The organism is Micromonospora auratinigra (assembly GCF_900089595.1).
GTDB lineage: Bacteria > Actinomycetota > Actinomycetes > Mycobacteriales > Micromonosporaceae > Micromonospora > Micromonospora auratinigra.
Window position 1 is genome coordinate 2,295,173 of the sequence record NZ_LT594323.1, and the last position, 23,886, is coordinate 2,319,058.

The following is a 23,886-nucleotide window of genomic DNA, read 5'->3' on the forward strand; positions in this document are numbered from 1 at the left end:
GTCGCCCTAGGGTCCCGATCATGGCGACCACACACACCACGACGCCCGGCGTTCGAGCCGTCCGGCTGACCCAACTGCCGGCCACTCTGATGCTCTGCATCCGCGAGGCGCGGATCGCGGTCCAGGTCATCTTCCTGGGCCGGTTCCTCTGCGGCGCGGCTCTCTCCTCCACCGGCCTGCGGGTCCCGACCGGCCGGCTCGCCCTGGGCGGCCTGGTCTGGGCCGCCGCCATCCTCTACGTCTACCTGCTCAACGGGGTGACCGACGTCGCCGAGGACCGGGTCAACCGGTCGGCGCGCCCGATCGCCAGCGGGCGGCTGAAGGTGACCGAGGCCGCCCAGATCGCCGACGGGTCGGCGCTGCTGGCGCTGCTCGGGTCGCTGGCCCTGGGCTGGTGGATGATCGCGCTGACCGCGCTGGTGCTGGCCCTCGGATACGCGTACTCGGTGCCGCCGCTGGCGCTCAAGCGGTGGTCCGCCGCCGCCGGCCTGGTCACCCTCGTCGCCGGTCTGATCACGTACGCGGCCGGGGCGGTCGCCGCCGACGGGCGGCCCGGCACCGCGCTGCTGGTGCTGGCGGCGGCCATGTCGGCCTGGATGGCGCTGGTCGGGGCGCAGGCCAAGGACCTGTCCGACATCGACGGTGACCGGGCCGCCGGGCGGCGTACGGTCGCGGTGCGGCGCGGCGAGCAGTGGGCCCGGCGGATGGTCGCGGGCAACGCGCTCGGCGTGGGCGGGGGGTTCCTGGTGGTCGCGCTGGCCGTCGCGCCGCCCCTGCGGTGGCCCGCCGCGGTGGTGCTGGCCGGCGCGGTGGTGCTGGCCGCCTGCGTGCTCGGTGGCCACTCGCGCGGGTCCCGGCAGCGCCGCCGCCGGCCGTACCGGATCTTCATGGTGACGCAGTACGCGGCCCACGCCGCCGTCGTCGCCGGCCTGCTGGTCGGCTGACGACGGCGCGGGCCGCGGGCCGGCTGCGGGCGCGGGGTCGGCGACCGGTCACGATCTGCGCCGGCCCCCGCCCGCCCGCGGGAACGGCTCAGTCCAGGTCGTCGCGGCGGACCTGGCGGTGCCGGACCTGCCAGCCGTCCTCGCCGCGCACCAGGTCGTCCTCGCAGGTGGTGCTCATCCGCACGGTGGCCTGACCGCCGCGCGGGGTCTCGATGATCAGCGCGTAGCTGGTGGCCCGGGCGCCCTCGGCGGTCGGGGTGACCTGGACCATGCCGAGCCAGTGCCGGCGGCGGATGCCCCGGGCGGCGAGGTCGTCGCTGGCCTTGCGGGCCGCCGCGGCGATCGCGTCGCGGCCCCGGGTGGGCTCCGGGTGGGCGTTGGCGGCGAAGACCCCGTCGGGGGTGAAGGTCTGCGCCCACTCCTGCGCCGCGCCCCGGTCCAGCAGCTGCATCTGGTACGCGTAGAAGCCCTGCACCTGGTGGTACAGGTCGGTGGGCAGGTCGATCGTCGACGGCATGGCGCCTCCCAGGCGTGCGGGGTCGGATGCGGCCGATGCTGGCAGCCGACGGTGGTCCGACCGTCGAAGCGGCTTCGAGCCGACCCGCCGGTCGACACGCCCTTGAGTCCCCCTCGACCACCGGTTGCCAGCGTGGGCGCTGTCCCGCGCGGGCCGTCGACAGCAGCCGGCGCGCGGTACGGGTGCTGACGGCCATCGGAGGGAGACACATGACAACGGAGGGACTCGGTGCGGCCCTCGTCACGGGCGGCACCAGCGGGATCGGCCTGGCGGTCACCCGCCGGCTGGCCGAGGCCGGCTTCCAGGTGTTCATCTGTGCGCGCGACGCCGACGCGGTGGCGCTGACGGTGAAGGAGCTGGCCGCCGAGGGCCTGGAGGTGGCCGGCACGAAGGCCGACGTCCGCGAGCCGCAGGACGTGCGGGACCTGGTCGCCGCGGCGGTCGACCGCTACGGGCCGCTGCGGGTGCTGGTCAACAACGCCGGGCGCAGCGGCGGCGGGGTGACCGCGCAGATCACCGACGAGCTCTGGCTGGACGTGATCGAGACCAACCTGAACGCGGTGTTCCGGATGACCCGCGAGGCGCTGACCGCCGGCGGGATGCTCGCCGAGGGGCGCGGGCGGGTGGTCAACATCGCCTCCACCGGCGGCAAGCAGGGCGTGGTGCTGGGCGCGCCGTACTCCGCCTCGAAGCACGGGGTGGTCGGCTTCACCAAGGCCCTCGGGCTGGAGCTGGCGCGGACCGGGGTGACCGTCAACGCGGTCTGTCCCGGCTACGTGGAGACCCCGATGGCCGAGCGGGTCCGCGCCGGCTACGCCGCCGCCTGGGACACCACGGTCGACGAGGTGCTGGACAAGTTCCAGGCCAAGATCCCGCTCGGCCGCTACTCCACCCCCGAGGAGGTGGCCGGCCTGGTCCACTACCTGACCACCGACGCCGCCGCCCCGATCACCGCCCAGGCGATCAACGTCTGTGGCGGGCTCGGCAACTACTGATCCCCCCGGAGGACCGCGTGCCTGATGACCGCACGTACACCGCGGAACACACCATCACCGTGGCGGCGCCCGCCCGGGCCGTCTACGACCTGCTCGCCGACGTCACCGGCTGGCCCCGCAACTTCGCCCCGACCGTGCACGCCGAGCGGCTCGACGGCGACGACCGGGCGGAGCGGATCCAGCTCTGGGCCACCGCCAACGACAGCGTGAAGACCTGGACCTCGCGCCGCCGACTCGATCCGGAGCGGCTGCGCATCGAGTTCCGCCAGGAGGTCTCCGCGCCGCCGGTGGCGGCGATGGGCGGGACCTGGGTGCTCGACCCGGTGTCGGCCGACAAGACCGAGATCACCCTGCTGCACGACTTCCGGGCGGTCGACGACGACCCGGAGCACGTCCGCTGGATCACCGAGGCGGTGGACCGCAACAGCCGGCACGAGCTGGCCGGGCTGAAGGCCATCGTGGAGGGTGAGGATCCGGAGCTGACCTTCACCTTCTCCGACTCCGAGCAGGTCGCCGGCCCGGTCGGCCGGGTCTACGAGTTCCTCTACCGCGCCGACCTGTGGCCCGAGCGGCTGCCGCACGTGGCCCGCCTCGACCTGACCGAGGAGACGCCGAACATCCAGCTGATGGCGATGGACACCAGCACCAAGGACGGCTCGGTGCACACCACCCGGTCGGTGCGGGTCTGCTTCCCGGAGCACCGGATCGTCTACAAGCAGATCGTGCTGCCGGCGCTGATGAGCCTGCACACCGGCGAGTGGGTGCTCACCGAGGGCCCGGACGGGGTGCTGGCCACCTCGTGGCACACCGTACGGATCAAGCCGGAGGCGGTGCCGACGATCCTCGGGCCGGACGCCACGGTGGCGGACGCGAAGGCGTTCATCCGCAAGGCGCTCGGCACCAACAGCGGCACCACGCTGCGCCACGCCAAGGAGTACGCCGAACAGGCGTGAACCACGACGGCCGAAGGGGCCGCCCCGGTCGGGGTGGCCCCTTCGTCGCGTACCGGGGTCAGGCCGGCGAGCGCAGCCAGCCGAGCAGGGTACGGGCCTGCACGTTGACGTAGTGGCTGTGCCGCACCAGCGCGCCCAGCTGGTGCAGGGTCAGCCAGCGGAAGCCGGGGCCGGGGTCGTCGGGCACCTCGTCGCCGACCTCGATCACCTGGTAGCGGTTGCGGGTGTGCCAGAAGCGCCCGCCCTCCTCGGACAGCTCCACGTCCAGCCGGACCTGCTCGGGCCGGGCCGCGCGGACCAGGTCGAGGAAGGGCGGCTGGCCGGCGGCCGGCAGGTGGGCGTAGTTCTCCGGCACGCACTGCACGGTCGGGCCCAGCTCGGCCACGTCCAGGTAGCCGGGCTCGGCCCGGGCGGCGACCAGGACGTGCAGCACGCCCCGGATCGGGCGGACCAGGAAGGCGGTCACCCCGACGCCCTGCTGCGCGAGCAGCGGCTGGCTCCAGGCGGCCACCTCCCGGCCGGACGCCTCGATGTCGACGCCGACCACGCTGAACCAGCGTCCCTCACGTTCGGCGATCTCGTGCCGGGTGCGCTGCCAGCCGGGCAGGTCGCGCAGCGGCACCGGCGCGGTGACCACCTGGTGCCAGGCCCGGCGGTCGGTGAGCCAGCTCAGCGTCGCCACGTCGGAGTGCAGCCGGGGCGCGTCCGGGCGCAGCGAGGCCCGTACGGCGGCGGTCCAGTCGTCCCCGCCCGGCCCGGCCTCCTCGGCCGCCGCGTCGCCGTCGACCGGCAGGCAGGCCAGCACACTGCGCGAGTCCATGTTGATCAGATTGTCGGTGGCCAGCAGCCGACGGACGTGGCCCAGGGTGAGCCAGCGGAAGTTCTCGGTGGCCGCCACCTCCGCCGGCGCCTCGACGATCATGTTGCGGTTGCGCTTGCGGTAGAACCAGGAGCCCTGCTCGGACTGGAGGCCGTCGGCGATCACCCGCTCCGGCGGGACGTCGCGGAAGTACTCCAGGTAGGGCACCGCGTTGCCGCCGTGCACCTTGGTGTAGTTGCTCCGGGTCGCCTGCACGGTCGGCGAGAGCTGCACGCCGTTGCAGTTGCCGGGCTCCACCTTGGCCTGCATCAGGCAGTGCGGCACCCCGTCGATGGTGCGCACCAGGATGCCGAGGATGCCGATCTCCGGCTGGTCCAGGATCGGCTGGTACCACTCCGGCACCGGACCGAAGTCACTGCGCACGTGCAGCCCTCGGACGCTGAAGAAGCGCCCGCTGACGTGCTCCAGGTTGCCGGTGTCCGGGGCCAGGTGCCAGCCCCGCATGCTGTCCAGCCGCACCCGGTCGACCTTCTGCCGCAGCTCGGCCTGGCGGCCGGCGTACCAGCGGGTGAAGTCGGCGTCGGTGGTGCCGGGGCTGGTGTCGGTGAGCAGCGAGCGGGCGATGGCGTGTCCGCGCGAGCGGGTGCCGTTCAGGGTGGACGTCATGCGTTCTCCAGGGCGGTGTGGTCGGGCTGCGGGCGGGCGCCCGTCGTCCGGCAGAGCAGGGAGTCGAGGAGCCGGTCGACCTCGGCCGGGACCAGGCCGGTGCCGGCGGAGGCGAGGTAGCCGTCGGGTCGCACCAGGTACCAGTCGCCGGGGCGCAGGCCGAGGTCGGCGCGCAGCCGGCCCCCCGGGTCGGCCAGCGGGGTGGGGCCGCCGGCCACCGGTGTGCCGGGCTCGTCGGTGACGGTGCGCACCGCCAGGTCCGGGTGCGCGCGGGCGACCGCGCCCGGGGCCGGGTCGACCGGTCGGTCGGGTACGACCAGCAGCCGCCACCGGGGTTCGCGCAGCTCGGCCAGGAGCGCCGCCCAGCCGGGCGCGGCGGCGCCGGTGGCGTCCACCACGCTGACCCGGCCACCCAGCGGCACCCGGCCGACCCGCCGTCCGGTGGGCCGGTTGAGCGGGGTGTCCCGGTAGGTCAGCGCGAGCGCCGACATCGCGCCCATGATCCGGCGTTCGACGAAGCGCTTCAGCGGCCGCAGCCCGTTGAGCAGGCCGGTGCCGACGGGCAGCGCCACCGCCATCGCCCGGTTGCGCAGCGCCACCAACACGGTGGCCTTGCGGGTCGAGCCGAGCAGCGCCGCGCCGATCGGCACCCGCTCCGCGCCGTAGCTGTCCAGCAGGCCCGCGCCGGCCGTGCCGCGCACCACCATGGCCAGCTTCCAGGCCAGGTTGTACGCGTCCTGCACGCCGGTGTTCAGGCCCTGCCCGGAGGCGGGGCTGTGCACGTGGGCGGCGTCCCCGGCGACCAGCACCCGGTCGACCCGCATCGACGGCACCATCCGCTGCTGGATGGTGAAGACCGACACCCAGCTCGGGGTGCGCACCTCGACCGGCCGGCCGAGCACCCGGGAGATCTTGCCGGCGAACCGGCGGGCCACCTCGTCGGCGGCGTCCGCGTGGTCGGTGTCGACGGTGTCGAGCAGCCGGAACTTGCCCTCCTCGGGGAACGGCACCAGCATCACGCTGCCGGCGCCGGCGTGCAGCAGGTGGATGCTGTCCCCGGGCAGGTCGGTGTCGACGATCGCGTCGGCGATCAGCCAGGTCTCGGTGGAGTCGCCGATCAGCGGCAGGCCGAGCTGCTTGCGGACCGTGCTGCGGCCGCCGTCGCAGCCGAGCAGCCAGCCGCTCGGCACGGTCCCGGTCCGGCCGTCGGCGTACCGCAGGGTGGTCCGCACGCCCGCGTCGTCCTGGGTGAACGACTCCAGCGTCACGCCCCACTGCACCGGCACGCCCAGTCCGGCGAGCGCGTCGCGGAGCACCCGCTCGGTGATCGCCTGGTCGATCATCAGGGTGAACGGGAAGCGGGTCGGCAGCCGCGAGTAGTCGGTGTCGAACCGGACCAGGCAGCGCCCGCCCTGGTGCACCGAGAAGTGCTCCACCTTGCGGCCCGCCGCCAGCATCGCGTCCAGGACGCCCATCTGGTCGTACGTCTCGAGGCTGCGGGCGTGGGTGGCCAGCGCCCGGCTGGTGGTGGCCGGGCCGGGGGCCCGGTCCACCACCCGTACCCGTACCCCGTGTCGGGTCAGGTTGTACGCGGCGCACAGGCCCACCGGCCCGGCTCCCACCACCAGCACCTCGACCTGATCCTCCATCGTGGCCATCCGCTCTCCCGGCTCGTCAGCTGTGGGTCCCTGGCTAACGGCCGGCGGACGAGCGGGGATCGAGGGCGGGCGGAGCGGTCCGGACATATGCCGGTTCGACCGGCCCTCCAGCCCGCTCTGGCACCGTCGCACCGGTCCACGACGCCGGGCTATCAGGAGGAACCGTGCGGGCGCTGTTCACCGTCTCGGAGTGGCCCACCCACTGGATGGCGATGGTGCCGACAGGGTGGGCGTTGCAGGCCGCCGGGCACCAGGTCCGGGTGCTCTGCGCGCCGTCGCAGGCGGAGCCGGTGAGCCGGGCCGGTCTGGTCCCGGTGCCGGTGCTCGGCGGGATGAGCGCGGTGCTGCGCAACCGGCTCGGGTTCGTGGCGGAGGCGCGGGCCGGGTTGTGGCCGTACCCCTGGCTGCCGCCGCACCCGGTGACCGGCGTGCCGATGGCCGACCTGGCCGAGTTCGACCCGGCGGCCTGGCGGCGCGACCAGGAACCGGAGCTGGCCCGGGCGCAGCGGCGCAGCTTCGACCGGGCGCTGCGGTTCGCCCGGGACTGGCGACCCGACCTGGTGCTGCACGACCCGGTGAGCCTGGAGGGCCTGCTCGTCGGGCAGGTGCGGCAGGTGCCGTCGGCGCTGTCGTTCTGGGGCCCGGTGGGCACCCGCGAGACGCGGTACGTGCGCCCGCTGCCGGTGGACCACAGCGGCACCTTCGCCCGGCACGGGCTGCCGGCGGATCCGGTCGGGCTGGTGCGGCGGGTGGTGGACCCGTGCCCGGCGAGCCTCGCCCCGCCCACCGACGCGGCGCTGCGGCTGGCGGTGCGGTACCTGCCGTACAACGGGCCGGGCGCGGCCCGGGAGTGGATGCTGCGGCCGGCGCGCCGGCCGCGGGTCTGCGTGGCCTGGTCGACGGCGCTGAGCACGATGGTCGGCCCGGCCTCCAACCTGCTCCCGACGATCGTCCGGGCGTTGGCCGGTCTGCCGGTGGAGGTGCTGGTCGCCGCCACCGGCCGGGACGCCGCCGCGCTCGGCGAGCTGCCGCCCTCGGTCCGGGTGCTGGAGCGCACCCCGCTGCACCTGGTGCTGCCCGGCTGTGCGGCGGTGGTGCACCACGGCGGCGCGGGCAGCACCATGACCAGCCTGCACACCGGCGTACCGCAGCTGGTGATCAGCTGTGCCAGCGAGCAGGCCACCACCGGCGAGCGGGTGGCCGCCGCCGGCGCGGGCCGGCACCTGCCGGCCCACCTGGCCACCGCGGGAGCGGTCGCCGCCGCGCTCGGCGACCTGCTGGACGATCCGGGGTACGCCACCGGCGCGGAGATGCTGCGCAAGGAGTTGCACGACCGGCCCAGCCCGGCCCGGCTGGTGGCCGCCCTCGAGGACCTGGCCGCGTGACGCGGGGCCGACCGCTGCGGGGTGACGCCTGGTGGGTCCGGCTCGACGAGTGTCCCCTGACCCCGGCCGCCCTCGCCGTGCTCTCGCCCCGGGAGCACCGGCTCTGGCGGGAGCTCTCCGGCACCCCGGCGGCCCGCCGGTTCGCCGTCGGCCGGGTGGCGTTGCGGCACCTGCTGGCCGCGCACGGCACGGACCCGGCCGCCGAGCGCCGGCTGCACGCCTACCTGACGCCGGTCGGCGAGCGGGCCACCGGTCCGGTGGCCCGCTGGTCGGCCAGCGGGGACGGGCTCGTGCTGCTGGTCTGCGAGGGCGCCGACACCGGCGTCGACCTGGAAGCGCCCCGGCCGACCCGACGGGACGGGCCGCCCCCGGTGGAGCTGCTCGACGCCGTCGAGCGGCAGACGGTGGCCGCCATCGCCGACCCGGCCGGCCGGTGGGCGGCCTTCCTGCGCCACTGGGTCCGCCGGCAGGCGGTGGCCAAGGCCGCCGGCCTCGGCATCCTGGCCGACTCCTCGTTCCCGGTGCTGCCGGACGGGCCGGGCTGCTTCCGGGCGGTGCTGCCCGACGGCCGCTGCTTCGACGGGCAGGACCTGCCGGTGCCGGGCCCGTTCGTCGCGGCGCTCGCCGGCACCGGCCCGGCGGCGCTGCGCTGGCACCCGTTCGAGTGGCCGTACCCGCTGGACGACACCGTCCCTTGAACGCCCCTCGAAGGGGCCCGGCGAGGCTGGCCGGACGACGAGCGGACCCGGGCGCCGGGTGCGAGGGGAGGGACACCATGGAGAAGTCGGACGGCCGGCTGGGACTGGCCGGGCGGGTCGCCGTGGTCACCGGCGGCACCCGCGGCCTGGGCCTGGCGATCGCCCGCAAGCTCTGCTCCGGCGGCTGCGACGTCGTGCTGAACTTCGCCGGGTCGCCGGCCGACGCCGACCGGGCCACCGAGAGCCTCGCCGGACTGCCCGGGGCGGTCCGCGCCGTCCGCGGCGACATCCGCCGGCCGGCGGTGCTCGACACGCTGCGCGCGGAGGCCGAGCAGTGGCGCGGCGGGGTGGACATCTTCGTGCACAACGCCGCCTCCTGGCACCCGATGCCGGCGGTCGGCGCGGACCCGGCCGGGCTGCGTACCGACCTGACCACCGCGCTGGCCCCGCTGCTCGGCGCCGCGGCGGTCCTCGGCGACCAGCTCGCGGCGCGGGGCGCCGGCCGGATCGTGGCCGTGTCCAGCGCCGGCGCGCTGCGGCCCATCCCCCGCTACGTCAGCCTCGGCGTGGCCAAGGCGGCGCTGGAGAGCGCCGTCCGGTACCTCGCCGTCGAGCTGGCCGGGCGGGGGGTCACGGTGAACGCCGTCTCCGCGCACAAACTCGACAAGGGCGGCCCGGCCCCGGACGCCGAGCTGGCGGCCCGGCTGGCGGCCCGCTCCCCCGCCGGCCGGCTGACCCGACCCGGTGACGTGGCCGACGTGGTGGCGCTGCTCTGCACCGACGAGGCGGCGTGGATCCAGGGCCAGGTCATCACCGTCGACGGCGGCTTCGGCCTGCTGTCCTGAGCGGGAGGACCACCGGTGGAGGACGTCGAGGTCGACATCTGTGTGGTGGGCGCCGGCCCGGCCGGGCTGACCCTCGCGCTGCTGCTGCTGCGCTCCGGCGTCCGGGTGGCGGTGGTGGAGAAGGCCACCGGGCTGGACCGCCAGTTCCGGGGCGAGATCCTGCAACCGGGCGGCCAGGCGGTGCTGGACCGGCTGGGGGTGCTGGCCGGGGCCCGCGAGCGGGGCGCGGTCGAGCACGACGGGTTCCAGCTCGTGCAGCGCGGCCGGGTCCTGATCGACGGCGACTACCGGCGCCTGCCGGGCCCGTTCAACTGCCTGCTGAGCATCCCGCAGCCGCACGTGCTGGCGGTGCTGCTCGCCGCCTGCGAGGGGTACGACGGGTTCCGCTGGCTGCCCGGGCACAAGGTGACCGCCCTGCTGGACACCGACGGTCGGGTCGCCGGGGTGCGCTGCGCCGGCCCGGGCGGGGAGCGGGTCGTCACCGCCCGCTGCGTGGTGGGCGCCGACGGGCGCTACTCGAAGGTGCGCCGGCTCGCCGGCATCGACCCCGGCCGGCACGACGTGTTCGACCAGGACGTGGTCTGGTGCAAGCTGCCCGCCCCGGCCGACGCGCCGTACCGGGTGCAGATCTTCCGCGCCGACGGCAACCCGGTGCTGACCTACCGGTCGGTGCCGGAGCAGTTGCAGCTCGGCTGGACGCTGCCGCACGGCGGCTGGCGGGAGGTCACCGCCGGCGGGATCGACGCGGTACGGGCCCGGATCCGGGCCGCCGCCCCGCCGTACGCCGACCTGGTCGACGCGCACCTGCGCAGCCTGCGCGACCTGACCCTGCTGGACGTCTTCTCCGCCCGCGCCCCCGAGTGGACCCGGGACGGGCTGCTGCTGGTCGGCGACGCCGCGCACACGCACAGCCCGATCGGCGCGCAGGGCATCAACCTGGCGTTGCAGGACGCCGTCGCGGCGCACCCGGTGCTGGTGGCGGCGGTGCGGGCCGGCCACGCCGACCGGGCGCTGCTGGAGCGGTTCACCGCCCGGCGGCGCCGGGAGATCGCCGCGATCGGCCGGATCCAGCGGGTGCAGAGCGGGGCGATGCTGGCCGCCGGCCGGGTCGCCGGCGCGGTCCGCCCCCGGCTGGCCGGGGTCGCGTCCCGGACGCCGTTGTACCGCGCCGTGCTGGGCCGGATCGCCTTCGGCGACCGGTCGCTGCGGATCGCGGAGGACCTGCTCACCCACGATCCCGCCGGGAGGCAACCATGCGCATGATCGACCTGTCGTCCCCGGTGGACGCGACGTTCTGGGAGCCGGACGAGGTGACCCACACCCCGCTCTCGCCAGCCGAGGGGGCCCGCCACATGGCCTCGGAGATGCGCGAGCACTTCGGCATCGACTTCTCGGTGGACCTGCTGCCGGACGGCGAGTTCCTCAACAACGACCTGTTCTCGCTGGCCGCGCACACCGGCACCCACGTCGACGCGCCGGCGCACTACGGTTCCCGGGCCGCGTACCGGGCGGCGGGTCCGCGCACCATCGACGAGCTGCCGCTGGAGTGGTTCCACGCGCCGGCCTTCGTGCTGGACGTGAGCGACGCCGGGGTCGGCGCGGTGGACGCGGCGTACCTGGCGAAGGAGCTGGCCCGGATCGGCTACCAGCCGGCGGAGCACGACATCGCGCTGCTGCGCACCGGCGCCGCGGGCCGGCTCGGCACCCCCGCCTACTTCACCGACTTCGTCGGCCTGGACGCCTCGGCGGTGCACTTCCTGCTGGACTTCGGCATCCGGGTGATCGGCACCGACGCGTTCAGCCTGGACGCGCCGTTCACCGACATCCTGCGCCGGTTCCAGGAGACCGGGGACCGGGGCGTGCTCTGGCCGGCGCACTTCGCCGGTCGGGAGCGGGAGTACTGCCAGATCGAGCGGCTGGCCAACCTGGACGCGCTGCCCCGCCCGTACGGGTTCACGCTCTCCTGTTTCCCGGTGAAGCTGGCCCGGGCGGGCGCGGGCTGGGCCCGGGCGGTGGCGCTGCTGCCGGAGTGACCCGGTGCGACGGACGCCGCCCGCCACGGGGACCGTGGCGGGCGGCGCTGTCGTCGTGGGCTCAGCTCGCCGGGTAGTGGTCGCCGACCTTGTAGCGCTCCCAGTCGTGCTGCGGCACGGTCCGGCAGGTGTGCTTCTTCCCGTCCTCGAAACAGATCTCGTAGCGGGTCGGGATCCGGTGGGTGCACTGGTGCTGCTTGTTCCACGCCCCGCAGCGCGGCGGGTCGAGCTTCTTGTCGGTGACCGTGCCGCTGGTGGGTGTCGCGTCGCCGCCCCGGTCGCAGCCGGCCAGCGCCACCGCCAGCAGACACACCCCGGCCAGCAGTCGCCGCCCTGGTCGCCGTGCCATCCGTCCCGCCTTTCTCGTCGACGCCGTCCACCAGCCTGCCGGGCCCGCGTGCCGGGACGGCCGGTGACACGCGGCGGGGGCGGACGGTCCCTCGACTCGTCCGCCCCCGGCGTTCCTCCGGTGGCCGGTGTCAGGCCGTGGCCACCCGGACGTCCTCCTCGACCAGCCGGTACATGTCCGGGTCGGCGCTGGCGTGCTGGAGCAGCTTGCCGACCTTCTCCCGGAAGGCCGGGTCGGCCAGCGCGGCCTGGTGCCCGCCGTTGTCGTCCCAGACCGCCATCTCGATGTACTGGTTGTTCTTCAGCGACTTGTAGAGGTGGTGCGACTGGAAGCCCGGCTTCGTCTTCATGAAGTCGGTGATGTCCTTGAGCGCCTTCTCGAACTCCTCGGTGTCGCCGGTCACCTTCAGGTGGTTGATCAGGATCATGGCAGCGGGTCTCCTGTCTGCGCGGGCTGCGCTCTGGGCCGTCCGGGAGTCGGCGGCGGCGTGGTCGGATGGTGCACGGCGGAGCAGGAACTCCCGCAGGTCCCGCCGCTGGATCTTGCCGTTCTGCGAGCGGGGCACCGCCTCGACGAAGGTGACCGCGTGCAGCCGCTGGTAGTAGGGCACCCGGTCGGCGACGTACCCGGTCAGCTCGTCCTCGGTGAGCGCCGGGTCGCGGCGGACCACGATGGCGCAGGCCACCGCGCCGTGCTCGGCGTCGGGCCGGTCCACCACGACCCCCTCGGCGACGCCGGGGTGCCGGGCGAGCACCCGCTCGATCTCGGTCGGCGACACCAGGAAGTTGTCGTGCTTGAAGACGTCCTTGAGCCGGTCGACCAGCCAGAGGTAGCCGTCGGCGTCGACGTACCCGACGTCGCCGGTGGAGAACCAGCCGTCCGCGTCGATCTCGATGGTCTCGCCCTGGTAGAGGTAGCCGGGCATGAGCTGGGGGCCCCGGATCTGGATCTCGCCCTTCTCCCCCGCCGGCAGGACCGCCCGGTCGTCGAGGCCGACGACCCGGCACTCGGTGCCGGGCACCGGCTGCCCGCAGGAGCCGGGGCGGGGCCGGTCGAAGCGGTCGAAGTGGGTGGACGGGGACGCCTCGGCCAGCCCGTACCCCTGCCCGACCGGGACGCCGAAGTGCCGGGACAGGGCCGCCCCGATGTCGGGCGGCAGCGCCGAGCCGCCGGAGAGCACGCCGCGCGCCGCGGGCAGGGACAGCTCGGCGAGCCGGGGGTCGCCGGCCAGCCGGATCAGCCGTACCGGCAGGTCGTAGAAGTGGGTGGCGCCGACGGCGGCGGCCTCGCGGACCGCGTCCACCACGTCCTCGGTGGTGCTGAGCACCTGGGTGGCCGCCGCGGCGACCGCGATGTTCAGGTGCATCAGGTGGAACGTCGGCAGGTGGTTGAGCAGCACCGCGTCGGCGTCCACCGACTGCGCCCAGGCGGTCTGCGCCGCGTTGACGGTGAGGTTGCGGTGGGTGAGCCCGACCGCCTTCGGCGCCCCGGTGGTGCCGCTGGTGAAGAGCACGCTGGCCAGCGCGTCCGGATCGCCGGGCGCGGTGTCCGGGCCGTCGGTGGTGTCGGCGTCGGCGGCCAGCAGCTCGGGCAGCACCGGCACCCCGGGCAGCTCCGGGTCGGCCTCGGTGAGCAGCACCACCCGCAGCTGCGGCAGGCCGGCGCGCACCCGCGCCAGCCGGCGGTAGACCGCCGGCGTGACCACCGCGGCGACCGCCCGGCAGGTACGCAGCACGTGCGCCAGCCCTTCCTCGCGCAGGAAGGGGTTCACCACGGCGCTGACCAGGCCGGCCCGGGAGATGCCGTAGTAGGCGGCCGGGAAGACCGGGTCCAGCACGGCGCTGAGCGCGACCACCCGGGGTTCGGTGTCGGTGGCCGGGCCGAGCAGCCGGCGCAGCAGCGCCGCGTGCGCGGTGGCCCGGCGGTCCAGTTCCGCGTAGCTGACGCTCTGCTCGCCGGTACGCAGCGCCACCCGCTCCGGCGCGGCGGTGGCCGCCCGGTGCAGCAGGTGGTCGAGGCGGGGGCCGCCGAGCAGCTCCGCCACGGTGTCGAGTCCGGGCGCGGGGCTGACCGCCGATTCGGTCGATGTGGACACAGCTGGCGTCCCTTCCGTGGGCCGGGGAGGACGAATCTGACCGCCGCCGGTCGCAGCCGGGTCGAGTCGCGGTCCAGCCGCCCGGCGGTCCGGGCGGTGCTCGACCCGGGCTCGAACGGCCGCCGCGACCCTGGGCCGGCACACGACGCGCAGGAGGCAGGATGCGGTACCGCTCGCTAGGCGACGGCTTGACCAGCTCGGCGGTCGGCATCGGCGGCATGGGGTTCACCGACGGGACGGCGGAACTCGCCGACGCCGTCCGGGCCGCCCTCGACGCCGGTGTCACCTTCTTCGACACGGCGGACTACTACGGCCAGGGCGCGGCGGAGGAGACCCTCGGCGCGCTGCTCGGCGCCCGCCGCGACGAGGCGGTGATCGCCACGAAGACCGGGGTGCTGCACCGGGACGCCGGGCCGCCCGGACTGGACGGCAGCCCCGAGCACCTGCGGGCCGCGTGCGACGCCTCGCTGAAGCGACTCGGCGTCGACCACATCGACCTCTACCAGCTGGCCCGGCTCGACCCGGCGGTGCCGGTCGAGGAGTCGGTGGGCGCGCTCGCCGAACTGGTCGCCGCCGGCAAGGTCCGGCACGTCGGGCTCTGCGAGGTACGCCCCGACACCCTGCGCCGGGCCCACGCGGTGCACCCGATCGCCACCGTGCAGACCGAGTACTCGCTGCTGGAACGGCACGTGGAGGGCGAGATCCTGGCGACCTGCGGGGAGCTGGGGGTGGGCTTCGTGGCGTACCGGCCGCTGGCGTTGGGGCTGCTGGCCGGCGCGGACGTCGATGTCGAGGCGCTGCCGCCCCGGGACTGGCGGCGGCGCGACCCCCGGTTCCAGCCGGACACCCTGCCGGTCAACCGTCGGCTGGTCCGGCCGCTGCTCTCCGCCGCCCGGCGGGCCGGGGTGAGCCCCGCCCGGCTGGCGGTGGCGTGGCTGCTGAGCCGGGCCCCGTATCTGGTGGCGCTCCCCGGCGCCGGCAGCGCCCGGCACGTCCGGGACCTGGCGGCGGCGGTGACCCAGCCGCTCAGCGCGGCCGAGGCCGACGAGTTGGCGGCGCTGCTCGCCGGGCCGGTGGCCGGTGCGCGTTACCCTGCGCCGATGCTGGCCATGGTGGACGGGCACGTGACGGCGGGCGGGGGTCGGCGATGACCGAGGGTACGCAGCGACCGCTGCGGGTCGGCGTGCTGGGCTGCGCCAACATCGCCTGGCGCAAGATGCTGCCGGCGATGACCGCGTCGCCCGACGTGGCGGTGGTGGCGATCGCCAGCCGGGGCCGGGAGCGGGCCGAGCAGTTCACCGCCCGCTTCGGCGGTGACCCGGTGGTCGGCTACCAAAAACTGCTGGAGCGCGACGACGTCGAGGCGGTGTACGTGCCGCTGCCCGCCGGGATGCACGGCGAGTGGGCCCTCGCGGCCCTGGCGGCGGGCAAGCACGTGCTGCTGGAGAAGCCGGCGGTGCTCACCCGCGACGAGGCCGAGCGCATCGTGCGGCTGGCCACTGAGCGCGGCCTGCTGGTGCAGGAGAGCTTCATGTTCGTGCACCACGGCCAGCACGCCGCGGTCGCCAAGGCGGTGGCCGACGGCGAGATCGGCGAGGTGCGGGCCTTCACCGCCGAGTTCGGCATCCCGCCGCTGCCGGCCGGCGACATCCGCACCATTCCCGAGCTGGGCGGCGGCGCGCTCAACGACGTCGGCGTCTACCCGATCCGGGCGGCCCGGCTGTTCCTCGGCGACGACCTGACGGTGGTCGGTGCGGTGCTGCACCACGACGAGGAGCTCGGCATCGACGTGGCCGGCAGCGCCCTGCTGCGGACCCCGGGCGGGGTGACCGCGCAGCTCGGCTTCGGCATGGCGCACGGCTACCGGGCGATGTACGCCCTCTGGGGCAGCGCCGGCCGGCTGGAGCTGCACCGCACCTTCACCCCGCCGGACAGCTGGCAGCCGGTGCTGCGGCTGGAACGGCAGGACCACGTGCAGCAGCGGACCCTGCCGGCCGACCAGCAGTTCCCGAACATCGTCGCCGCGTTCGTGCGGTCCGTCCGCTCGGGTGACGACTCCGCCACGCACGGCCGGTCGCTGCTGCGCCAGGCGGAGCTGCTGGACGCGGTCCGCGCGGCGGCTGGCCGCGCCTGACCCGTACCGTCCCGGGCGGCCTGTTTTCGCGGCCGTCCGGGGCGTCGTACCGTCGCCCGGCGGCGCGCTCGGCCACGGCGTGGAGCCGCCGGTGGGCGGCCTGTGGCGTCCGGAGGCGTGGGGCCGGCAGGGACGCCGGTGCTACCGGTGGGCAGTGGGCCGGTCCGCCCGCCCGGCGACGGCGGTGGCGGGGCGGCGCAGCAGCACCCAGACGCCCCGCGCGACGTCGGCCGGCGGGGTCGGGTCGGCGGCGGCGATCCACTCCACGATCACCCCGTGCAGCGCGCCGGCCAGGAACGCGGCGTGCAGGCCGGTGGGGAGACCGTCCACGGTGGCCCCGTCCCGGGCCAGCTGCTGCCGCCAGCCCTCGGCCAGCAGCTCGCGCAGCCGGTCGAGGCAGGCCGGACTGCCGTGCGGGCCGAGCAGGCCCCGGTAGAGCGGCCGGTTGTCGGCCAGGTGCGCGAAGAGCCGGACCAGGTGGCCGGGGGGCGCGTCGGCGTCGGGCCCGGTGGCGGCCAGCTCCCGCGAGCAGCGCAGCGCCGCCTCGAGGATCTCGCCGACCGCCTCCTCCATCGCGTCGAGCAGCAGCGCCTCCCGGTCGCGGTAGTGCAGGTAGACGGTGGCCCGGTTGATGCCGGAGCGGCGGGCCACCTCGCTGACCGTGACCGACGCCAGGTCGCCGTCGTGCGCCATCCGACGGACGGTGGCGCGCAGCGCCTCACGGGTGCGGCGGACCCGGGGATCGACCCGGGCGGCCCCGGCCTCGGCGAAATCGGGCATGACCGGAGCCTACAGTTCGACTACAGTCGCGTAAACGACACCTGTCGCATAACTGTAGGAGGTCTGCCGTGCTGATCGACGTCTGGGCCGACGTCACCTGCCCCTGGTGCTACCTCGGCAAGCGCCGCCTCGAGCGGGCGCTGGCCGCGTTCCGGGCCGACGGCGGGCCCGAGGCGACCGTGGCGTGGCGGCCGTACCAGCTCAACCCGGCCGCGCCGGCAGGCGGAGCGCCGCTGGACGCCGCGGCCCTCGCCGCGTACGGGGTGCACCACGACGCCACCAGCCAGGCCGGGTACGTCGCGGAGGTGGCCGCCGGCGCCGGACCCGGCTTCCGGTGGGGGCCGGCGTGGCGGGTGAACACCTTCGACGCGCACCGGCTGCTCGCGCTGGCCCGCCGGCAGGGCGGCGCGCCGGCACAGGGGGTGCTGATGGAGCGGCTGCTGCGGGCGCACTTCGGGGAGGGCGCCAACCTCGGCGACCACGCGGTGCTGGCCGGGCTGGCCACCGAGGCCGGGGTGACCTGCGCGGCGGCGGCGCTGGCCGACGGCACCGCCGCCGCGCAGGTCCGCGCCGAGCTGGCCGAGGGACTCGCGATCGGGGTCCGCGCGGTGCCGACCTTCGTGGTGGCCGGCCGCGCCGTCGGTGGCGCGCAGCCGCCCGAGGTCCTGCTCGACCTGCTCCGCCGGGGACGCGACGCGGACCGGCCGGAGACCGTCGCGGTGTACGCCGGCGACGACGAGCCGACCAGCCTCCGGCACGCCGAGGCGCTGCTCGACGGCAACGACCCGCTCAACGCGCTGCGGGTGCTCGGCCCGCTGCTCGACCGGCACGGCGACGACCCCGCGCTGCGGCTGCTGGCGGCCCGGGCGTACTTCGGCTCGGCCCAGCTCGGCCGAGCCCGGGCGACGCTGGAGGCGCTGGTCGTCGACCGGCCGGTCGACGACTACGCCCGGTTCCTGCTGGGCCGGGTCGCCGAGCGGCAGAGCCGGCCCGCCGAGGCGCGGTCGCACTACCGGCTGGCGGTGGCGATGTGCGGCCGGCCGGCGTACCGGGAGGCGCTGGACCGGGTCACCGGCCGGCTGCGCGTACCGGCCTGAGCGTCCGGGCGCGGCGTTCAGGGGGCGGTGACCACCCGCGTCAACGTCACCAGCAGGCGTTCGAGCGCCGCACGGTCGTCGTCGGTCAGCTCGCGGAGGAGGGCCGCCTCGTTGGCCAGGTGCTGCGCGATGAGGCGGTCGGTCAACGCCACGCCGTCGGGGGTCAGCCCCACCACCCGGCCCCGGGCGTCGTGGTCGGAGACGGAGCGCGACACGAGGCCCCGGGCCACGAGGCGGTCCACCCGCTTGGTCACCGCCCCGGTGGTGACGAGCATCCGCCGGCTCAACTCGCCGGCCGTGAGCACGTACGGATCACCCGCGCGGCGCAGCGCCGCGAGCACGTCGAACTCACCGTTGCCAAGCTCCGCGGCGGCGAACGGCGGTCGCAGGGCCTCGTCGAGCAGTACGGCCAGCCGCTGGATCCGGCCGATGATCAGCAGCGGGTCGGGGTCGAGGTCGGGACGTTCCCGGCGCCACTGGGCGGCGATGTCGGCGATGCGGTCCTCGGTCACGCTTGCAGCTTACCTTCCACGGAAGATAACTTCTCTTCCGTGGAAGGTAATCGTGAGTCGTCGTCCGTCCCGGTGGTCACCGCCTATGTGGACCCCTCCTGCCCGTTCGCCTGGATCACCTCCCGCTGGCTCCTGGAGGTGGCCCGGCTGCGCCCGATCGACCTGCGGTTCGACGTGATGAGCCTCGCGGTCCTCAACGAACACCGCGAGCTGGAACCCTGGTACCGCGCCTTCAACGACCGGGCCTGGGGGCCGGCACGGGTGTGCGTGGCCGCCAGGGAGCGCCACGGCGGCGAGGCGCTCGCCCGGCTCTATCCGGCGCTCGGGCACCGCATCCACGACCAGGGCGACAAGGACTTCGCCACCGTGGTCCCGGCCGCCCTGGCCGAGGCCGGCCTGCCCGCCGACCTCGCCGACGTCGCGCACCGCAGCGACGTCGACGCGCAGTTGCGGGCCGGCACCGACCGGGCCCGGCACCTCGTCGGCGAGGACCTCGGCACCCCGACGGTCGTGGTCGACGACGTGGCCTTCTTCGGGCCCGTGCTCACCTCGATCCCCCGTGGCGAGGAGGCCCTGCGGGTCTTCGAGGGCGCCCGCCTGCTCGCCGGCTGCCGCGCCTTCGCCGAGCTGAAGCGGGCCCGCTCCGCCGACCTCAGCTTCGGGTAGCTCGGCCGGGACCAGCGCGCCACCACCCCGACGACACGCCCCCGCCCGTCGTGCGGCTGCCGGCCCACGGCCGCCAGGAAGTCCGAGTAGAACCGTCGGCAGGGCCACCGACTCACCGACGACCGGCGGGGCGACCTACCGCCACCGGCAGGGAGCACCTCCGCGCCCACCGCGACACTACGATGCGAGCGTGACTCAGGTTCGGCGTCCGTACCCGCTGGTGGCCGCCGTCGTCACCGTGCTGCTGCTCGGGGCGGGGGTGGCCTGGGCCATCGACGGCGCGCTCGGGCTGAGCCACTCCCCCGCCGACGTGCCGGACGAGACAGCCGTCGCCGCACCGCTGCGGGCACCGGCGCCGGTGCCGCCGCTGGTCTCGCTGGTGGTGCCGACCGAGCCTCGCGCGGTCAAGGCCGCCGCGGCCGTGGCCGACGCGCTCGCGACCCGGGGTCGAGCCCGGCCCACCGTCACCCCCGTGCCGGCGGGGCGGACGGCACCGCAGCCACGTCCGACCGGCACCCTGTCGACGGCCAGGACACTGCGGGCGGAGCGGCACGGTGTCGGCGGTCCGCCGGAGTCGTACCGCATCGGCGTCCGGGGCGCGGAACTGACGGTGGAGGCGGGCGACGTGGCGGGCCTCGCGGCGGCGCTCTACCGGTTGGCCGACCGGATCCGCTCCGGCGCCGAGGTGCTGCCGGCGGCGGAGGTGGGCCGGCTGGTCACGCCCCGGCTGGGGTTACGACTGACCGATGCGGGCTCGGTGGGGCGCGAGCCGGACCCGGCGGTCTTCGCCGCCGGCGACGACTACAGCCTGAACACCGACGTGGTCTCCCCGGCGCTGCTGCCCCGGGCGCCCTGGGTGGACCCGGCGGCGGTGGCCCGCATCGACGCGCAGTGGCGGCAGTTCGTCGACCACTCGGTGGCGCAGGGCTACAACGGCGTCGTGGTGCCCGGCTTCCTGGAGTACGTGACGTTCGCCGGGGTCGGCGACGGCCACGCGGTCTACCCGCGCGGCGATCCGCACGTGGCGCGGGCCCGGGCGATGGTGGCGGCGTTCGGTCCGGTCTTCCGGTACGCCCACGAGATGGGCCTGAAGGTCTTCCTGCTCACCGACATGCTCGCGGTCTCCCCGCCGCTGGAGGCCTACCTGAGGGCGACGGTGGGTGGGCTCGACGCGGCCGACCCTCGACTGTGGTCGGTCTACCGGGCCGGGCTGGCCGAACTGTTCGGCAGCATGCCGTTCGTCGCCGGGCTGATGGTGCGGGTCGGCGAGGGCGGGGCGGTCTACGCGGGCGACGGCTGGGACTACACGTCGAAGCTGGCGGTGACCACCGCCGCGGGCGTGCGGGCGATGCTGCGGGCGCTGCTCGACACGGCGGCGACGGCCGGCAAGGAGATCATCTTCCGGAGCTGGACCGTCGGCGTCGGCACGGTCGGCAACCTGCACACCGACCCCGACTCGTACGCCGAGGTGCTGGGCGGGTTCACCGACCCCCACCTGATCGTCTCCACCAAGTACACCCTCGGCGACTTCTACAGCCACCTGCCGCTGAACACCACGCTGCTGCACGGCGGGCAGCGGCGCATCGTCGAGTTCCAGGCCCGGCGCGAGTTCGAGGGGTTCGGCGCGCTGCCCAACGACCTCGGCCCGCTGCACCGGACCGCGCTGCGCACCTTCCTCGCCGCGAACCCGCACGTCGAGGGCGTGTGGAACTGGACGCAGGACGGGGGGCCACTGCACGCCGGACCGATGTCGCTCTACCTGCGCACCGGCTTCTGGCAGCTCTACGACCTGAACACGTACGCGGTCGCCCGGCTGGCCTGGGACCCGGAGACCGATCCGGCACAGGTCACGGCGGACTGGGCGTACCGCACGCTCTCCGCCGACCCGGCCACCGTGGCGGCGATCGGGCAGGCCATGGCGCTGTCCCGCGCGGCGGTCACCACCGGCCTCTACATCGGCCCGTACGCGGACACCTCGGCGCGAGCGCTGGGGCTGGCGCCGCCGCCGATGATGTGGATCTTCGAGTGGGACATCCCGACCGGGGACTCGGCCGCGCTGGACAGCATCTACGCCATCACCGGCGAGCGGATCGACGCCGCCGTCGCCGAGGGCGGCGAGGCCGTCGCGCTGGCCCGGCGGATGCGGGCCCTGATCGCCGGCACCGATGCCGCCCGGTGGCGCGACGCCGCGCTGCGGCAGCGCTTCGTCGACGCCCTCGACTACCAGGTGGACCTCTTCGAGACGCTGGCCGCCTACCGGGCCATGGTGCTGCGGCACGTGCAGTGGCTGGACACGGGCTCCGACGTCGCGTACGCCGACTGGCGGTCGGCCGCCGTCCGGTACCGCCAGGCCCGCGACCGGCACCGGCAGCGCTACGGCGGCGACCTGGACCTGCCGGCGTACCGCTTCACGGCCGCCGACCTCGGCGCCCGGCGGGCCGACCGCGACCCGGCGATGGCCTGGCTGGCCCGGGCGCTGCTGCTCCTGGTCGGGGCGGTGGCGCTGCTCGGCCTACGCGGGCGCGGGCCCGGCGGCGCGGGGGCGCGGGCACTGCTGGTCGGCGCGCTGTGCCCGTGGCGGGTGGCGGCGCTGCCGCCGCCGGCCACCCGGACCGACCGGGTGCTGGTCCGGCTCGTGCCGGTGCTGGTGCTGGTGTCGAGCCGACTGGCACTCACCTGGTTCGCCGCGCCCGCGCACCTGCTGCTCACGCTGGCCGGCTGGGGTCTGTACGCGCTGGTGCTGCGCCTGGTGGTGGGCCGGCGGGAGCCGTTCCACCTGTGGGCGGTGCTGGGTGGGGTGGCGCTGCTGCGCAGCGCCCTGCTGCTGGCGGCGCTGGCCGGGCGCGGGCCGGGCCGCTACTGGTTCCTGTTCTGGACCGCGCCGGGTCGCCGGGCGGCCTACCTCGTGCTGGCGGTGGCGGCGTTCTGCTGGCTGTTCGTGGCGACCGCCGTGGTGCTGCGCGACCGGTACGGCGCGACCCGCCGTCGCGCCGTCGGGCACCTGCTCACCGCCGTCGGGGTGCCGCTGGCCGGGCTCGCCGGGCTGGTGGCCGCGGTCGGTGCCGAGCGGGCGCTCACGGTGTGGAACGACCAGCTGGCGTTGCTGCCGTGGGGGCTGTCCCGCATTCTCGGCATCACCGTCTACCTGGGCGTTCCGGCGAGCCTGCCCGGTGTCGCCGCGCTCGTCGGGGTGACGATGGCGGCCACCGGGTTCGTGCTGTCGGCCCGTCGTCGGCGGGCGGGCGCCGCCGGTCAGGTCCGCAGCACGTTGGCGTAGATCAGCCAGGCCAGCGCCGACTTGGCCAGCAGACTGAGCAGGATGTAGGTGACCTCGCCGTAGCGGTAGTCCCGCCAGCGGCCGCGCCGGGCGTACTGGAGCGCCATGTTGACCGCGAAGCTCGCGAAGAGCAGGAACTGGACGATGATGATCGCCCAGACGAAGCCGGGGATCTCCGGCGGCTGGGCGACGTAGACGGCGATCGCCAGCCAGGGCGCGAGACCGACCAGCGAGCCGAACCAGAAGGCACTCCAGTCGGCCCGGCCCGGCGTCTGCTGCCGTTCCATCAGCAGACCGAAAAGGATCATCGCGGTGTTCGCGGCGAAGATCCCGATGACCGCCGCGAGATCCCGGATCCCCACCAGCAGGCCGATCAGGACGATCATGATCGAGGCGCTGACCGAGTACTCGATCCAGCGGGCGTAGTTGGCCCGCCGCTCGAGGTTGCGCTCGTACCACCGGTGCACACCCGGCGCGGCGGTCACCAGGTGGTCGAGCGCGGCCAGCAGCAGGAAGACGGCCACCGCCGGCCCGATCGCGATCCGGAAGGCGACCTCGGGCAGCGTCGCCCCGCGTACCGTCACCGGGTCCGCCGTCAGGTACGACCCGGTGACCGGCAGGGACAGGTCGTTGCTGGCCGCCCACATCCAGACGCCCTCGACGGCCAGCAGCGCCCCGACGAGGATGTTGACCGTGCGCAGCCGCCGGTAGCGGTCCGGACCCGCGGTCGCCTGGTGCCCCATGCCCGCCACGATAGGGAGCCCGCTCGGCCCGCCGCGCGGGTTTCGCCTTCACCGCCGCTCTGGCAACCGCCGGTCACCCAGTGCCGCGACACGAGACCCGCGTCGCGGACCCCGGCCGGGGGGACCGGTCGCCCGCGTTCCGGAGGTCGCCCCGCAGGTCAGCCGAGCTTCCTGGTCAGCGTCTCGAAGGCCAGGTCGGCGCGGCGGGGCAGCCCGAAGCGCTCGTCGCCGTACGGGAACGGGGTCAGCTCGCCGGTGCGGGTGTAGCCGCGCCGCTCGTACCAGGCGATCAGGTCGTCGCGCTGGGTGATGACGGTCATCCGCAGCTCGCCGGCGCCCCACTCCTCGCGGGCGTACCGCTCGGCGCTCGCCAGCAGCTCCCGCCCCAGCCCGCCGCCCTGCCGGGTCGGCGAGACCGCGAACATGCCGAAGTAGGCGTGGTCGTCGCGGCGCTCCAACTGGCAGCAGGCGACGATGGTCGGCCCCTCCGCGACGACCAGTACCGTCCCGGCCGGGTTGGTCACCGCGGCGGCCACCATGTCCGGGTCGGTGCGCTGGCCGTCGAGCAGGTCCGCCTCGTGCGTCCAGCCGACCCGGCTGCGCTCCCCCCGGTACGCCGACTCCACCAGGTCGACGAGGGCGGCGACGTCGCCGGGTCGCGCGGTGCGGACGGTCGGGCTGCTCATCGCTGGCTCTCCAGGGTCGGGGCGGTCGCCGAC

22 protein-coding genes are annotated in these 23,886 nt (G+C 75.4%); 13 read left to right on the top strand and 9 right to left on the bottom strand.

What is annotated here, in order from left to right; genetic code table 11:
• The first annotated feature begins 20 nt into the window (after positions 1–20).
• Positions 21–944, top strand: a complete 924-nt coding sequence (locus GA0070611_RS10455) for a UbiA family prenyltransferase (protein ID WP_091661673.1) — start codon at positions 21–23, stop codon at positions 942–944.
• 88 nt (positions 945–1,032) lie between these two features.
• Here the strand turns inward: GA0070611_RS10455 and GA0070611_RS10460 are convergent, their stop codons facing one another.
• On the bottom strand, positions 1,033–1,461 hold the full coding sequence (locus tag GA0070611_RS10460; protein ID WP_091661676.1) for a nuclear transport factor 2 family protein: 429 nt from the start codon (positions 1,459–1,461) through the stop codon (positions 1,033–1,035).
• 209 nt (positions 1,462–1,670) lie between these two features.
• On the opposite strand from GA0070611_RS10460, the gene GA0070611_RS10465 reads away from it, so the two are divergent.
• Both GA0070611_RS10465 and GA0070611_RS10470 read left to right on the top strand, forming a co-directional pair.
• Entirely contained in the window at positions 1,671–2,456 is a 786-nt protein-coding gene (locus GA0070611_RS10465; RefSeq protein WP_091661680.1) for an SDR family NAD(P)-dependent oxidoreductase, read from the top strand.
• A 17-nt stretch (positions 2,457–2,473) separates the two neighbouring features.
• The gene (locus tag GA0070611_RS10470) at positions 2,474–3,409 is read left to right on the top strand and encodes an aromatase/cyclase (protein ID WP_091661684.1); all 936 of its coding nucleotides are present in this window, start codon (positions 2,474–2,476) and stop codon (positions 3,407–3,409) included.
• A gap of 58 nt (positions 3,410–3,467) precedes the next feature.
• Here GA0070611_RS10470 and GA0070611_RS10475 read toward each other — a convergent pair whose 3' ends face one another.
• Positions 3,468–4,895: an NDP-hexose 2,3-dehydratase family protein gene (locus tag GA0070611_RS10475; RefSeq protein ID WP_091661687.1), complete on the bottom strand. Its 1,428-nt coding sequence runs from the start codon at positions 4,893–4,895 to the stop codon at positions 3,468–3,470.
• Positions 4,892–6,553, bottom strand: coding sequence for an FAD-dependent oxidoreductase (locus GA0070611_RS10480; protein ID WP_197675900.1), 1,662 nt, complete (start codon positions 6,551–6,553; stop codon positions 4,892–4,894). The genes GA0070611_RS10475 and GA0070611_RS10480 overlap by 4 nt, the downstream gene beginning before the upstream one ends.
• Before the next feature lie 164 nt (positions 6,554–6,717).
• Between GA0070611_RS10480 and GA0070611_RS10485 the strand changes: the two genes are divergently transcribed.
• The 5 genes from GA0070611_RS10485 to GA0070611_RS10505 all read left to right on the top strand — a co-directional run bounded on the left by GA0070611_RS10485 (position 6,718) and on the right by GA0070611_RS10505 (position 11,514).
• Positions 6,718–7,938: a nucleotide disphospho-sugar-binding domain-containing protein gene (locus GA0070611_RS10485; protein WP_091661692.1), complete on the top strand. Its 1,221-nt coding sequence runs from the start codon at positions 6,718–6,720 to the stop codon at positions 7,936–7,938.
• A complete protein-coding gene (locus GA0070611_RS10490; RefSeq protein WP_091661696.1) occupies positions 7,935–8,636 on the top strand; it encodes a 4'-phosphopantetheinyl transferase family protein in 702 nt (233 codons plus the stop codon). Before GA0070611_RS10485 ends, GA0070611_RS10490 begins: the two co-directional genes overlap by 4 nt.
• Positions 8,637–8,713: 77 nt before the next feature.
• The gene (locus tag GA0070611_RS10495; RefSeq protein ID WP_091661700.1) at positions 8,714–9,481 is read left to right on the top strand and encodes an SDR family oxidoreductase; all 768 of its coding nucleotides are present in this window, start codon (positions 8,714–8,716) and stop codon (positions 9,479–9,481) included.
• Positions 9,482–9,496: 15 nt separating this feature from the next.
• Positions 9,497–10,744, top strand: a complete 1,248-nt coding sequence (locus tag GA0070611_RS10500) for an FAD-dependent monooxygenase (protein ID WP_091661705.1) — start codon at positions 9,497–9,499, stop codon at positions 10,742–10,744.
• A complete protein-coding gene (locus tag GA0070611_RS10505; protein ID WP_091661709.1) occupies positions 10,735–11,514 on the top strand; it encodes a cyclase family protein in 780 nt (259 codons plus the stop codon). The genes GA0070611_RS10500 and GA0070611_RS10505 overlap by 10 nt, the downstream gene beginning before the upstream one ends.
• Positions 11,515–11,575: 61 nt before the next feature.
• Here the strand turns inward: GA0070611_RS10505 and GA0070611_RS10510 are convergent, their stop codons facing one another.
• Together GA0070611_RS10510 and GA0070611_RS10515 are read right to left on the bottom strand one after the other, a co-directional pair.
• Positions 11,576–11,863: a hypothetical protein gene (locus GA0070611_RS10510; RefSeq protein WP_157740290.1), complete on the bottom strand. Its 288-nt coding sequence runs from the start codon at positions 11,861–11,863 to the stop codon at positions 11,576–11,578.
• 130 nt (positions 11,864–11,993) lie between these two features.
• Positions 11,994–13,958, bottom strand: coding sequence for an AMP-binding protein (locus GA0070611_RS10515; RefSeq protein WP_197675901.1), 1,965 nt, complete (start codon positions 13,956–13,958; stop codon positions 11,994–11,996).
• A gap of 188 nt (positions 13,959–14,146) precedes the next feature.
• On the opposite strand from GA0070611_RS10515, the gene GA0070611_RS10520 reads away from it, so the two are divergent.
• On the top strand, positions 14,147–15,109 hold the full coding sequence (locus GA0070611_RS10520; protein WP_231921398.1) for an aldo/keto reductase: 963 nt from the start codon (positions 14,147–14,149) through the stop codon (positions 15,107–15,109).
• On the top strand, positions 15,106–16,092 hold the full coding sequence (locus GA0070611_RS10525) for a Gfo/Idh/MocA family protein (RefSeq protein WP_091661723.1): 987 nt from the start codon (positions 15,106–15,108) through the stop codon (positions 16,090–16,092). The genes GA0070611_RS10520 and GA0070611_RS10525 overlap by 4 nt, the downstream gene beginning before the upstream one ends.
• 141 nt (positions 16,093–16,233) lie before the next feature.
• Here the strand turns inward: GA0070611_RS10525 and GA0070611_RS10530 are convergent, their stop codons facing one another.
• Complete coding sequence (locus GA0070611_RS10530; protein ID WP_091661727.1) at positions 16,234–16,872, bottom strand: TetR/AcrR family transcriptional regulator; 639 nt, start codon at positions 16,870–16,872, stop codon at positions 16,234–16,236.
• A 68-nt stretch (positions 16,873–16,940) separates the two neighbouring features.
• Between GA0070611_RS10530 and GA0070611_RS10535 the strand changes: the two genes are divergently transcribed.
• Positions 16,941–17,969, top strand: a complete 1,029-nt coding sequence (locus GA0070611_RS10535; RefSeq protein WP_091661732.1) for a DsbA family oxidoreductase — start codon at positions 16,941–16,943, stop codon at positions 17,967–17,969.
• A 17-nt stretch (positions 17,970–17,986) separates the two neighbouring features.
• Here the strand turns inward: GA0070611_RS10535 and GA0070611_RS10540 are convergent, their stop codons facing one another.
• Complete coding sequence (locus GA0070611_RS10540; RefSeq protein WP_091661735.1) at positions 17,987–18,481, bottom strand: MarR family winged helix-turn-helix transcriptional regulator; 495 nt, start codon at positions 18,479–18,481, stop codon at positions 17,987–17,989.
• Positions 18,482–18,520: 39 nt separating this feature from the next.
• On the opposite strand from GA0070611_RS10540, the gene GA0070611_RS10545 reads away from it, so the two are divergent.
• Positions 18,521–19,147: a mycothiol-dependent nitroreductase Rv2466c family protein gene (locus tag GA0070611_RS10545; RefSeq protein WP_091661739.1), complete on the top strand. Its 627-nt coding sequence runs from the start codon at positions 18,521–18,523 to the stop codon at positions 19,145–19,147.
• Positions 19,148–19,337: 190 nt separating this feature from the next.
• Positions 19,338–22,424 carry a hypothetical protein gene (locus GA0070611_RS10550; RefSeq protein ID WP_157740291.1) on the top strand — a complete coding sequence of 1,029 codons (3,087 nt, stop codon included), beginning with the start codon at positions 19,338–19,340 and terminating at the stop codon, positions 22,422–22,424.
• On the opposite strand, the gene heR is transcribed toward GA0070611_RS10550, so the two are convergent.
• Complete coding sequence (gene heR / locus GA0070611_RS10555) at positions 22,400–23,167, bottom strand: heliorhodopsin HeR (protein ID WP_091661744.1); 768 nt, start codon at positions 23,165–23,167, stop codon at positions 22,400–22,402. The genes GA0070611_RS10550 and heR overlap by 25 nt on opposite strands.
• A gap of 158 nt (positions 23,168–23,325) precedes the next feature.
• Positions 23,326–23,853 (bottom strand): GNAT family N-acetyltransferase, encoded by a 528-nt coding sequence (locus GA0070611_RS10560; protein WP_091661747.1) that lies wholly within the window; start codon positions 23,851–23,853, stop codon positions 23,326–23,328.
• Positions 23,854–23,886 lie beyond the last annotated feature (33 nt).